This is a genomic window from Massilia phyllosphaerae (genome assembly GCF_034659755.1).
GTDB classification, from domain to species: domain Bacteria; phylum Pseudomonadota; class Gammaproteobacteria; order Burkholderiales; family Burkholderiaceae_D; genus Telluria; species Telluria phyllosphaerae.
Genome location: NZ_JAXSQX010000002.1, coordinates 575,423 through 587,644 on the forward strand (window position 1 = coordinate 575,423; position 12,222 = coordinate 587,644).

General features: G+C 64.9%; 9 protein-coding genes. All 9 read right to left on the reverse strand.

Annotation, left to right across the window (positions count from 1 at the left end):
- The 9 genes from U1H99_RS10720 to U1H99_RS10760 all read right to left on the reverse strand — a co-directional run bounded on the left by U1H99_RS10720 (window position 1) and on the right by U1H99_RS10760 (window position 12,178).
- A complete protein-coding gene (locus U1H99_RS10720) occupies window positions 1-675 on the reverse strand; it encodes an amino acid ABC transporter permease (protein WP_323141716.1) in 675 nt (224 codons plus the stop codon).
- Window positions 672-1,334: an amino acid ABC transporter permease gene (locus U1H99_RS10725; RefSeq protein ID WP_323141717.1), complete on the reverse strand. Its 663-nt coding sequence runs from the start codon at window positions 1,332-1,334 to the stop codon at window positions 672-674. The genes U1H99_RS10720 and U1H99_RS10725 overlap by 4 nt, the downstream gene beginning before the upstream one ends.
- Before the next feature lie 115 nt (window positions 1,335-1,449).
- Window positions 1,450-2,181: a copper homeostasis protein CutC gene (locus U1H99_RS10730; RefSeq protein ID WP_323141718.1), complete on the reverse strand. Its 732-nt coding sequence runs from the start codon at window positions 2,179-2,181 to the stop codon at window positions 1,450-1,452.
- Window positions 2,174-3,091 (reverse strand): ROK family protein, encoded by a 918-nt coding sequence (locus U1H99_RS10735; RefSeq protein WP_323141719.1) that lies wholly within the window; start codon window positions 3,089-3,091, stop codon window positions 2,174-2,176. The genes U1H99_RS10730 and U1H99_RS10735 overlap by 8 nt, the downstream gene beginning before the upstream one ends.
- A 71-nt stretch (window positions 3,092-3,162) precedes the next feature.
- Window positions 3,163-4,089 (reverse strand): hypothetical protein, encoded by a 927-nt coding sequence (locus U1H99_RS10740; RefSeq protein WP_323141720.1) that lies wholly within the window; start codon window positions 4,087-4,089, stop codon window positions 3,163-3,165.
- Window positions 4,090-4,170: 81 nt separating this feature from the next.
- On the reverse strand, window positions 4,171-6,327 hold the full coding sequence (locus U1H99_RS10745) for a glycoside hydrolase family 97 protein (RefSeq protein ID WP_323141721.1): 2,157 nt from the start codon (window positions 6,325-6,327) through the stop codon (window positions 4,171-4,173).
- 26 nt (window positions 6,328-6,353) lie between these two features.
- Window positions 6,354-7,883: a tryptophan halogenase family protein gene (locus U1H99_RS10750; protein ID WP_323141722.1), complete on the reverse strand. Its 1,530-nt coding sequence runs from the start codon at window positions 7,881-7,883 to the stop codon at window positions 6,354-6,356.
- The gene (locus tag U1H99_RS10755; protein WP_323141723.1) at window positions 7,880-9,373 is read right to left on the reverse strand and encodes a tryptophan halogenase family protein; all 1,494 of its coding nucleotides are present in this window, start codon (window positions 9,371-9,373) and stop codon (window positions 7,880-7,882) included. The genes U1H99_RS10750 and U1H99_RS10755 overlap by 4 nt, the downstream gene beginning before the upstream one ends.
- 78 nt (window positions 9,374-9,451) lie before the next feature.
- Complete coding sequence (locus U1H99_RS10760) at window positions 9,452-12,178, reverse strand: TonB-dependent receptor (RefSeq protein ID WP_323141724.1); 2,727 nt, start codon at window positions 12,176-12,178, stop codon at window positions 9,452-9,454.
- Window positions 12,179-12,222 lie beyond the last annotated feature (44 nt).

The window sequence follows — 12,222 nt, forward strand, 5'->3', positions numbered from 1 at the left end:
CTACAAACCCTTCCATTCACGATGCGCGCGCAGGCGCGCTTCCACGCGCGCGCAGGCGGCGGCGATCAGCCGCGCCATCAGGTAATACAGCAGGCCGATCACCGTCCAGACGATGAAAGGCTTGAGCGTGCGCAGGTTCAGGATCGCGCCGACCTTGGTAAGGTCGATCACGCCGATCACCGAGATCAGCGAGGTCACCTGCAGCTGGTTGATCAGCAGGCCGGCCAGCGGTCCGAACCCGAAGGCGGCCGCCTGCGGCGCCACGACCCGGCGCAGCGTCTGCCAGCGGGTCAGGCCGAACACGCGCGCGGTCTCGATCTGCTCGCGCCCGACCGATTCGATGGCCGATACCGCGATGACATATATAAAGGCGGCCGTATTCCCGGACAGCGTGATCAGCGCCGCCTGCACCGGCGTCAGGTCGGTCTCCAGCAGCACCGGCAAGCCGAAGAACACCAGGAACAGCTGTACCAGCACTGGGGAATTCTTCAATAGTTCGGCCAGCAGGGCGGCCAGGGGCGCCAGCAGCGGCACGCGGTAATAGCGCAGCAGCGCCCAGCCCAGGCCGATGACGCCGCCGATCAGGGTGGTCGCGGCGAACAGGGCAACCGAGACGCCGAGGCCCTGCAGCAGCAGGAGCAGGTCGTGGGCGCTGAAGTCGGTGTAGCGCATCATCGGGCATGCTCGCGGTTGAGGCGCCGGTGCAGGGCGCCGGCCGACAGTGCCACCAGCCAGGTCAGCGCGGCATACAGGACCAGCAGCAGCGCATACACCTCGAACGGCTGGAAGGTGTCGGCCGCCACGATCTTGGCGCTGCCGGTCAGCTCGTTCAGCGTGATCGCCGACAGGATCGACGAGGTCAGGATCAGGTTGACGAACACCGACCCGAGCGGCCGCACGGCACTGCGCAGCGCGATCGGCAGCACGATGCGGTGGTAGATCGCGGCCCGCGACAGCCCGCTGACTTCGGCCGCTTCCAGCACGCCGGGATCGATCGCCAGGATGCCGGCGCGGATCGCGTCCGACGTGAAGGCGCCGCCCGCCAGCGACAGCGCCAGCACACCGGTGGCGAAGGCGCTCAGCTCGAGGCCGATTTCGGGCAAGCCGTAGAACAGGAAGAACAGCTGGACGATGAAGGGCACGTTACGGAACACGTCGACGTACACGGCGGACACGCGCCGCGCCGGCGCCGATGCCGCGGTGCGCATCAGGGCCACCAGGGTGCCGAGCACCAGGCTGCCGGCCAGGGCCAGCGCGCAGGCGAGGGCGGTGAGGCGTGCCCCGGCGGCGAGGTCGCCTAAATATGGTACGAGCGAGGTCGGATCGAACTGCAAACTGCATTCTCCCATCAAGCATGAAGCCAAAAGTGAAACCGGTTTCACTTTAAGCCCGACGAGTCTCACACAAACTGTCGGGAATTTCAAGAACAATGGCGGCTGGCGCGGCGGATCAGGCCAGCAAGGCGGCCTTCAGCGCGGCGACCTTGGCGGCGCTGGTCTGGCGGCGGCCGCCGGCGTCGAAGCCGAATTCGGCGACCTGCGGCGACGGCGCCGCCAACGGCACCGAGCAGGAGGCGTGGATGTCGGTCAGCGGCAGGCGCGCGCGCAGCGTGCCGGCATTGCCGGCGTCGATACCGGAACCGGGCATGACCGTGATCCGGCCGGCGGCCGCGTCGAAGCAGCGCTGCAGGCCATCCAGGCCATCCGGCGCTTTCCTGGCGCCGCCGGAAGTAAGGATGCGCTCGAAACCGAGGCCGATGGCGAGCAGGGTGGCTTGCGCCAGGTCCGGGCACAGGTCGATCGCGCGGTGCAGCGTGCAACCGAGCTTGCGCGCTGCCGCGTGCCGGACCAGGCGTTCCAGCGTGCGGGCGTCGAGCTGGCCGTTGTCCAGCGACGCGCCCAGCACGACGCCTTGCAGGCCGGCCACCGCGACCGCGTCGATCTCGTGCAGCATCAGCCCGATCTCGGCCTCGTTGAAACGGAAGTCGCCGCCGCGCGGGCGGATCATGGCCACCACCGGCACCGGGCTGCTCGACGCCGCGCGCAGCAGGCCGGCGCTCGGGGTCAGGCCGCCGATCTCGAGTGCGCTGCACAGTTCGATGCGGCCGGCGCCGCCTTCGAGCGCGGCGGCCAGGCCCTCAGGGTGGTCGACGCAGACTTCGAGGGTGATCCCGTCAGCCACGCTGGTTGCCCAGCTTTTCCAGTCCGAGCCAGGCGGCGCCGATCAATCCCGCTTCGGCGCCGGACTGGCCCGGCACGATCAGCGGCGCGTCGGTCTTGCGCAGGATGGCGGCACGCACCGCCGCGTCGAGGCGCGCGATCAGCGGCGCACTGTTGGACAGGCCGCCGCCGACCGGCAGGATCGATGCGCCGAGCGTATTGACGAGCATCGCCAGCGGCCCGGCCAGCAGGTCGATGAAGATGGCGACCGTGCGTTCGGCGGCGGCGTCGCCGGCCTGCCAGGCGTCGATGATCGCGCGGCTGTCCAGCGCTGGCTGGCCGAGTGCCCCGTGCAGCCGCTCGATGCCGCGCGCGCCGCCCACGGTGTCCAGGCAGCCGGTCTGGCCGCAGCCGCATCGGAAGCGCGGAATCGCTTGCGGCGGGGTGCCGGCGAACTGCGCGGCCACCGGGCCGTGGCCCCATTCGCCGGCGAGGCCGCCGGGACCGCCGACCAGCTGGCCATCGATGACCAGGCCGCCGCCGACGCCCGTCCCCAGGATCAGGCCGAACACGTTGCGGTGGCCGCGCCCGGCGCCGGCCCGGGCTTCGGCCAGGGCGAAGCTGTCGGCATCGTTGAGGATCCAGACCGGCAGCCCGAACACCGCGGACAGGTCGGCAGCCAGGGTGCGGCCATCGATGCCCGGGATGTTGGCGCACTTGATGCGGCCGCTGTCCGGATCGATGACGCCGGCGATCGAGATGGCGACGCCCTGGGTCGGGCCGCCGGCATCGATCAGCGCCTGCATGGCGGCCGCGAAAGCCGCGAAGTCGTGGGTGGGCGTCGGCACGCGCTGCGCGGCGCCGATCTGGCCGTCGGCCGTGGCGACGGCGGATTTGATGGCGGTGCCGCCGATGTCGAAGGAGGTAATCATGTTCGTGATCATAAGGGCAAAAGTTGCGGATTGCCAGAAAGATCAGAATTCATCGATTGCACCGCCTTCGTTCAAAACCGCTTCAGCAGTCCGATCTGGAACAGGTCGCGGTCGTCCGTCTGGCGGAAGGTCTTGACCCGGTTGAAGTTGAGGAAAGCGCGGGTCTGGCGCGACAGCGCGCGCTCGGCCTGGAACGACACCAGCAGGTTGGCGCGGTAATCGTTCCGTTCGCGCCGGTTCCTGGCAATGTAGGGACCGGCGCCGGCGCTCATCGAGAAGCGCGGCGTCACCTGCTGGACGTACCACAGCTGGCCGGCCAGGCCGCGGCGGTCGACCCGTGCACCGTCGTCGCCCTCGAACAGGAATTTGGCGGACAGCGCCCAGTGTTCCAGCCGCGGCCCCAGGTATTTACGCGCTTCCAGCACGGCGGCGTGGGCAACATCGGTCCCGGCCATATTGGTATTCGAATTGCCGGCCGAAACCCCGTACCACCAGGGACCGCCGGCCGGTTCGGTGCGCGGATCCGGGCCGGAGGTACCGAACTGGCGGCCGATGCCCAGCATCAGCGCGCGCGAGCGGTGCACGTCGCGCATCAGCACATGGTTGTAGCCGAGGCGCAGGTGGGTACCGCCCGACAGGAAGCCGAGCGGCAGGCGCACGGCCGCGCTGAGCAGCAGACCCCAGTGAGCGTCGTCCTGCTGGCGGCCATTCAGGGTCGTGGTGTTCATGCTCAGGTAGGGGCCGGCGCCCAGTTCGACGCTCAGATGTGCGCCGAGCAAGCGTTCCGCCAGCCATTGCGGCGCGAAGCCGTCGCGGTGATTGTTGTCGGGGTGGCCTTCGTTGTAGTAGACGAACTCGATGCGGCCGTCGCCGTACACCGCCGACAGGTAGGCGCCGTTGCCGGCGTCCGCGGGCGCGGCCGGCAGCGGCCGGTCCTGGGCCTGGAGTACCCCGCTGCAGGCCAGCAGCAAGGCGCCGAGACATGGTCGTGTGTGCATTGCGATCCTCGCGAAGTGACATCCACAACCAGTCTGGACAGTTGGAGGGTGCCCCGCCTTGACGAGGATCGCATCGAGGCCTCAGCGGTCTTGCTGCACCAGGCTGATGGCATAGCCGCCGCCGGGCGCGCAGTATTGTGTCAGCCTGGTCTTGCTGGTCACCTCCGCTTTGCGAATGGCATACGCCTGGGGGTTCTTCTCGTAGTGCGCATCCTTGGCGTCGGCATAGATCGTGGCGGCGTAGCGCTTTCCGGGGGTGAGGAAGCCGAGATCGATGCTGGAGGTGCGCCCTTGCTCGTCGCAGGTACTGCCGACGAACCAGCTGCTCTTGCCCTTGGCCTTACGCGCGATGGTGATGTAGTCGCCCGGCTCGGCTTCGAGTACCTTGGTGTCGTCCCAGTCCACGGCGACGTCCTCGATGAACTGGAAGGCGTCGAGGTGTTTTTCGTAGGTCTCGGGCAGGTCGGCCGCCATTTGCAGCGGCGAGTACATCGTCACGTACAAGGCCAGCTGGCGGGCCAGGGTGCTGTGGACGAAGGAGGTATTTTGCGGGTTGTAAGCGCTGATCTTCGTCTGGAAAATGCCGGGCGTATAGTCCATTGGCCCGCCGATGAGACGGGTGAACGGCAGAATCGTGGTGTGGTCCGCTGCGTTGCCGCCAAACGACTCGTATTCCGTACCGCGCGCGGACTCGTTGCCGATGAGGTTGGGATAGGTGCGCGACAGGCCGGTCGGGCGCACCGCCTCATGGGCATTCACCATGATCTTGTACTTGGCCGCCTCGGTGATGGCGTAGAGATAGTGGTTGTTCATCCACTGGCCATAGTGATGTTCGCCGCGCGGCAGGATATCGCCCACGTAGCCGCTCTTGACGGCGTTGTAGCCGTTGTCGACCATGAATTTATAAGCCGCATCCATGTGCCGCTCATAGTTGCGCACCGATCCGCTGGTTTCATGATGCATGATGATTTTGATGCCCTTGCTGGCCGCGTAGCGGTGCAGTTCCTGCACGTCGAAGTCGGGATAGGGCGTGACGAAATCGAACACATAGTCCTTATGCTGGCCAAACCAGTCTTCCCAGCCTGTGTTCCAGCCCTCCACCAGTACCGCGTCGAGATGGTGCTTGGCCGCGAAGTCGATGTAGCGCTTCACATTGGCGGTGTTGGCGGCGTGGGTGCCGTTGGGCTTGACCTTGGCATAGTCGAGGCTATCGAGCTTGATGTTGCCGCCGTCGGTGTAGGCCCAGGTGCTGCGGCCGGTGATCATTTCCCACCACACGCCGACGTACTTCATGGGCTTGATCCACGACACGTCCTTGTACCTGGTAGGTTCGTTGAGGTTCAACACCAGCTTCGATTCAAGGATATCGCCCGCCCGGTCGCTCACGATGATCGTGCGCCAGGGTGACAGGAACGGCGTCTGTATGTAACCCTTGTCGCCGCGCGCGTCGGGCGTCAGGTGCGATTCCAGCACCATGTTCTTGTCGTCCAGGTCCAGCGACATCGTCGAGTAGTCGATCAACGCCGCCTCGTGCAGGTTGATGTACAGGCCGTCCGCGCTCTTGAGCATGAGGGGCGTTTGCACCCCGGTGGGCGAAAACGTGGTCTGGGAGGCATTCGGCGTCACGGCCGTCTTCATCAATCCCCGCACTTCCGACAGCTTGGAGGTCGTGGTGTTGTACTCCTGCGTGTCGTAGTCGCCGGGTAGCCAGAAAGCCTTGTGATCGCCGGCCAGCGCAAACTGCGTGCGCTCTTCCTTCACCACGAAATACGCCAGTTCGGGCTGCTTCGGGAAGTCGTAGCGCAAGCCGATACCATCGTCGAACACACGGAAGTGCAGCAGCATCGTGCGCTTGGTCGCCGCTTGCGTGAGCGTGACGGTCAGCTCGTTGTAGTGATTGCGAATCGTCTTGACTTCGCCCCACACCGGCTGCCAACGCTCGTCGAAGGTGGAGGTTTTGCTGGCCGCCACCGCGAAGCCCTTCGTCAGGCCGGGACCATCCTTGAGTTCCAGGCCCAGGCGGCTGGGCTTGATTACCGGACGGCCTTTGTAGGTCAGGCTATAGGTGGGCGCACCGTCCGCCTGCAGCGAGAAGCTGAGCGTCAGGTTGCGGTTGGGGGATTGGATATCCTCGGCCTGGGCCGTGGTCGCCACCAGGCAGGCACCCAGCAGCAGGTATCGGGAAAACCGCGGGGAAAACAGCGGGATTGTGGAGCGTGGTCGTGCTGAGTTAGTCATTGGTGTCTCTTGTCGTTGTGTGGTCATCAGGCGGATGCAGCTTCCTGATGTTTGTCCAGGCAGTCTTCGTGGCTGCTGAAATTCGAGGCGCAGGCGTTCAGGAAGTGGTCGATCCTGCCTTCCGTATGAAGATCGCCCGTGCCAGGCTGGTTTGGTGCGAGCGGAGGGAACGCACCGTATCCCGCCAGCAGGCAATGCCACGAGACCGCGCTGAAATGCGAGTTCCCCTGCGTGCGGGCGATTTCCTTGACGATGTCCGCCCTGTCGAACCAGGCCTGCAACAGGGAGCCCAGCGCGTCCGACAGGTGATCGTTTTCTCGGTTGGCGTGCCAGTAGTCGCTGTCCGAGCGGGTATTGAGCTTGTAGTGGGCGACGATATAGTCGCGCACCCTCTCGAAGCGTTCTACGATATCGTTATTGAAGCTCGACTGGTGCAGCGCCGTGAATTGGCCCTCCTCGAAACACGCCATGAAGGACTCGATCGAGACCTGTACCAGATGCAGGGCAGTGGCTTCAAGCGGTTCGATGAAACCTTGCGCCAGGCCGAGTGCGAGGCAATTCCGGCTCCAGTGGCGCTCTACCTGTCCAACCCGCATTTTCAGGTGCCGTGCCTCCCCCTGGTCGGCGCCCAGACCGAGCGTGCGTCGCAATTCGGCTTCGGCCTGGTCGGCGGAGAGGAATGCGGCACTATAAACATACCCGTTACCGACACGATTTGTCAGCGGAATGTGCCAGGACCAGCCGGCCGACAGGGCGCGCGACACGGTCTGCACCGGCAGCATTGTGCGCGCCGGCGGCGCCGTCGGGATCACGACGGCCGCATCGTTGAACAGGTTGTTACCGAAACTTTTGAACGGCACGCCCAGCTCCTGTTGCAACAGCAGCGACTTGAAGCCGGTGCAGTCGACGAAGAGATCCCCTTCGATGCGCAAGCCGCCGTCGCCAAGCACGGCGACGATGTCGCCCTGGCCGTTCAGCGCGGCCTTGCGTATGGTGGCCTCGACCAGTTTGACGCCACGCGACACGGCATGGTTCGCCAGGTACCTGCCCAGACGCGCCGAATCAAAGTGATAGCCGTAGGCGATGTCGAACGGGAAGTGGGCAGGGGGGAGCGGGCCCTTGGCCTGGGCGGCGAGCACGCCACCCAGCAGGAAGCGCTCGGGCAGCGTGGTCACGTCGAGGCCCAGCCTGCGGGTCATGCAGTTGACGAAAAAGGCCTGCTGGTTGAACGTGTCGATTCTCGAGAAGAACGGATGGCTGTAGGCGCCGACGCCGGACGCCGGAGACCAGTCCTCGAAGCGGATGTTAAGCTTGTAGGTCGCATGGCAGGCCTTCATCCACGCGGCTTCTTCCACGCCGATCTTGCGGAAAAAATTTCTGAGGGAGGGCGTGGAGCCTTCGCCCACACCGATGATGCCGATCTCGGGGGACTCGACGACCGTGATGCGTGCACGTCCGTCGCCCCAGCGGCTGGCCATCAGGTTGGCGGCCATCCAGCCTGCAGTGCCGCCGCCGACGATCACGATCTCGACAGGTTTCGATATGCCCGTCATCATCTTGCCCTCATGACGGCGGCCAGGTAGTCGTCGTGGGACATGAAGCCTTCCAGGCCCTTGGCCTTGGCCGCCGCCATCTCCGCCAGCGTCCTGGCCAGTTCGTCGGGCGCGAACGCGTCCGCAATCGGATGGTGGTCGGCAGGCATCACACCCTGTCCGACCAGGACCTGGAGCCAGGAGGCATCCTTGAAGATATCGTAGGGATCCTGGAACAGCCTGCCCGTGGCGCGGAACAGCGCGATCTTGTCGCGCAGCCGCTGCGGCACCGCCATATGGCGGACGTCCTGCCAGAAGCCGGTGTCGGGGCGTTCGTTGACGTGGTAATGCAGGATGATGAAGTCGCGGATCGTCTCGTATTCCAGCGTCGACTGTGCGTTGTATTCGTCCACGAGCGCCTGCGTGATGCCTTCATGCGGAAACAGCTTGAGCAAGCGGACGATGGCCGACTGGATCAGGTAGATGCTGGTGGACTCGAGCGGCTCGAGGAATCCCCCCGACAGGCCGATGGCGCAGACGTTCTTGGCCCAGGTGTCGCGCACGCGACCGGTGCGGAAGCGGATCAGCTTCGGTTCGGCCAGTGCTGGCGCCGGCAGGCTGGCCATCAGCGTGGCCGTCGCCTCGTCGTCGCTGATATGCCGGCTGCTGTACACCAGGCCATTGCCGATCCGGTGCTGCAGCGGAATCTGCCATTGCCAGCCCGCCCGATGCGCGATCGAACGGGTGTAGGGCAGGGTTTGCGGCAGCCGCTCCGACGGTACGGCGAGGGCGCGGTCGCACGGCAGCCAGTGCGACCAATCTTCATACGGCACGTCGAGTTTCTGCTGGATGAGCAGGCCGCGCATGCCGGAGCAATCCACGAACAGGTCGCCGTGCACCTCGCGCCCGTCCTGCAGCTTGAGCGTGCGCACATGGCCCGACTCGGGCGCAAGCAGAACGTCCGCAATCAGGCCTTCGGTCCGCCGTACCCCGTTGGCGACGCAAATCTTGCGCAGATACCGGCCGTACAGGCCCGAGTCGAAATGGTAGGCATAAGGCACATCGAGAAAAGGATCCTGGGTACGCGGGCGGCCGAACCGGCCGGTCTTGCAGGCCAGGTAATTGAGGTCATAGTCCCACAGGCTGCGCGTCTGGCCCAGGCGTAAGCCGCGGGCCCAGAAGTGCTGGAAGTCGCAGAAGGCATGATTGCGCCCGGGCACCCCGAACGTATGGAAATACGATTCGCCCGGAACGCGCCATCCCTCGAAGCGGATCGCCAGCTTGATGCTGCCATTGGTTTCACGCAGGAACTCGCTTTCGGAAATGCCCAGTACGGCATTCAGATGATGAATCGGCGGAATCGTGGCTTCGCCGACGCCCACGGTGCCGATCGTCTCGGACTCGACCACTTCAACGGCAACCTGGGTGCCCAGGACCCGCCTGATCAATGCCGCGGACATCCAGCCTGCCGTTCCACCGCCGACCACGACGACCTTTGCGATGCGCTCGGGCATAGGCAACCTCCAACAAAATAAAGACGAAAAAAGCCCGGGCAGCGGAAGCTGCCTGGGCTGGTAGGGCTTACAGTTGGATCACAGGGAGTACTTCAGCGAAAGCTGGTACCTGGCGCCGTAGCGATCGTACTGCGTGATTTGACCCGAGGCGGTATCGATGGTGGCATCGTTCTGCTTGCTCAGGTTCTGGGCCTGCAAGGAGATCCGCAGTCCCCTGAGTTGCTGGTTGTCCCATCCGGAGAAGTCATAGCTCACCTGGGCGTCCCACAGCGTCAGCGGCTTGCGGTTGGCCGCCGCCAGCGTATTGCTGCCGGCGCGTGCTTCCGACAGGAAGGCCGAACGCCGGGTGCCGGCCAGGCGGGCGCTGAAACCACCCTGTTCATAGAACGCCGTCAACTGGTAGGCGTGCTTGGACAGGCCCGGGATGCCGGCGCCGTCGCTGAGGTTTCCGTTGTTCAGCGAAGCGTTGGCCACGACGCCGAAGCCATCGAGACGCCTGCTGATCAGCCGCAGAGGCAGCGTCGCGGCCACTTCAAGGCCCTCGACTTTCCCCTTGAGGCCGCCCTCGTAGAAGGTATTGACGCCCTTGAATGTGGCCGGCGTGTACACCTTGCCGTTGGTATCGACGCCGATGTGATAGCTCGGAATGTAATACTGCGAGTAATCGACCACCTCCTGGCTGGAGCGCGACCAATTGACGATGTCCTTGTAGAACCCGCCAATGCTCACATAACCGTCCTTGGCGAAGTACCACTCATGGGCCAGGTCGAGCTGGTTGACCTCGTTCGGGCGCAGCTTGGCATTGCCGGTGTTGGACAACCATGGGCCGCGGGCAGGGTCGGTCTGGGTCACCTCGGAGACGTTCTGGCGGAACTTCACCGAACCGCCCGGCTTGAGGTAGTCGATACGCGCACGGCTGATGGCCTTGCTGGCCGCGAACCTGATCATCTGGTTCTGGCTGACCTCGAAATTCACGTTCAGGCTGGGCAGTACCTTGTTGTAATTCGCGCCGTCTTCGACCGGCGTTGCCTGTACGAACAGGTTGGCACCGGTCAGGGCGGTGTAGCCGGTGGAGGATTGCCTGGTGTTGATGAACTGCAGGCCCGCGTTACCGAAGGTGTTCACCGAGCCGAGCTGGCCTTCGAACTCCGCCTTGGCAAAGACCGTGGCGATCTTTTCCTTGACCGAATAGGTATCGCCCAGGCGATCAGGCTCGAGTTGCTGCGCATCCCAACGGCGGAAGCTGCTGGAGTTGAGCAGCCCCTGTGCATCGTAGGCCACGATCTGCCCCAGCCCGGCCCAGGAAAGGTCCGCCACGCCTCGGCGAGCGGACTCCGGGATCGGGCCGTCGTTTGGCCAGGTGTCGGCTGTCAGGAAGTAACCATGGTTATTCTTGGACTTCTTGTGATCCGAGTACAGCAGACCGAAATTGATCGCGTTGACCCAGCCGAAGTCGAGTTTGCCCGTGGCTTCGAGGCGCACCGAATTCAGGTACTCGTCGAAGACGGCGGTGTTGACGAAGCCGTCCTGCGCCTGGGCATAGCCGACCAAGGGGTTGCCGGAGACCGAGGTCTGCAGGCCCGGGATCGGCGCCAGCGAACCGCCCCAGGCTTGCGGGCCCGCAAGGCGGACCAGGTTATAGTCGGCAAAGTCGGTGCTGTTGTTGCTGAACATCAGCCCCGTGGGCGTGACGGCCCAATCGCGAACGGTACCAGCGCCCGTGGTCGACAGGCCAGGCCGGCCGACACCCGCGTAGCTCTCGCCCGTTTCATCGGTCTTGGTGGTGTCGCTATGGGCCATGTCGAACTTGACTTGCCACCTGTCGCTGACCGCCAGCTTCATGTTGACGCCGTAGGTACGCAAGGTGCCCTGCTTGTCGGTCGGGTCGGCACGCAGGACCGTATTGTAAGCACCGCTGCGGCCCGACTGGGCCACGCCGTTGACGACAGGCCCGATCGTCCCATCGGGCAGGTTCTGCTGGAGGCCACGCTTGATGCCCTGGTCGCGGAAATTGATTAGAAGGGCGTCAAAGGCGATGTTCACCGTGTTGCTCGGCTTGAATTGCAGGACGGCGGATGCAGTCTCGCGGGTCAGCACCGACGAATGCGAGTAGACGGTCATGCCGTTCGGCGTCAACACATTGCCGAAGTTCGGGTTCGGGTTCCAACCCCACACGCCCATTTCTTCCGACTGTGTGGGCGAGTTCGTCTTCGCCAGCGCAATGGCGAGGCCCACGGTATCCTTGGCAAAGTGGCGAGAGTCGCTGAAGGCGAACCGGTAGCCCCTGTTCTTGTAGTCCGGGTTGTTCGACGCCAGGCTGCCTTTCTCGTAGGACGCATTCACCGTCGTGGATCCCTTGCCGTCCAGCGGCCGGGTCGTCCGCAGGTCCACCGTGCCGCCGATGCCCATCGCGCTGAGGCTGGCGTCCGGCGCCTTGTAGACCACGGCGCCGCTCATGATTTCGGCCGGATACAGGTCGAATTCCACGCCGCGATTGTCGCCGATGCCCAGCAGCTCGCGGCCGTTGAGCGTGGTGCCCACGTAGTCTTCCTTGAAGCCACGGACCGAGATGCCACTGGTGCGGCCGGCGACGCGTTCGCCGGCAAGTCCGGGGATGCGCGCGAGCGACTCGGCAATGCTGGTGTCCGGCAGCTTGCCGATGTCCTCGGCGGTGACAGCCTCGACGATGGTCGAGCTGCTGCGCTTGATGGCTTCGGCTTTCATCAGACTCGCACGGAACCCGGACACGACGACGACCTGTGCGTCGGCATTGGCCGCTTCGGTGCTGTCTTGCGCTTGCGCCATGCCACTGGCTACGAGCAGGGATACGGCGCAGGCGATCGCAGTCG

Coding starts and splice junctions, on each gene's coding strand:
- U1H99_RS10740 (WP_323141720.1), bottom strand. CDS start 4,089: ATGCACACACGACCATGTCTCGGCGCCTTGCTGCTGGCCTGCAGCGGG.
- U1H99_RS10720 (WP_323141716.1), bottom strand. CDS start 675: ATGATGCGCTACACCGACTTCAGCGCCCACGACCTGCTCCTGCTGCTG.
- U1H99_RS10750 (WP_323141722.1), bottom strand. CDS start 7,883: ATGATGACGGGCATATCGAAACCTGTCGAGATCGTGATCGTCGGCGGC.
- U1H99_RS10745 (WP_323141721.1), bottom strand. CDS start 6,327: ATGACTAACTCAGCACGACCACGCTCCACAATCCCGCTGTTTTCCCCG.
- U1H99_RS10760 (WP_323141724.1), bottom strand. CDS start 12,178: ATGGCGCAAGCGCAAGACAGCACCGAAGCGGCCAATGCCGACGCACAG.
- U1H99_RS10735 (WP_323141719.1), bottom strand. CDS start 3,091: ATGATTACCTCCTTCGACATCGGCGGCACCGCCATCAAATCCGCCGTC.
- U1H99_RS10755 (WP_323141723.1), bottom strand. CDS start 9,373: ATGCCCGAGCGCATCGCAAAGGTCGTCGTGGTCGGCGGTGGAACGGCA.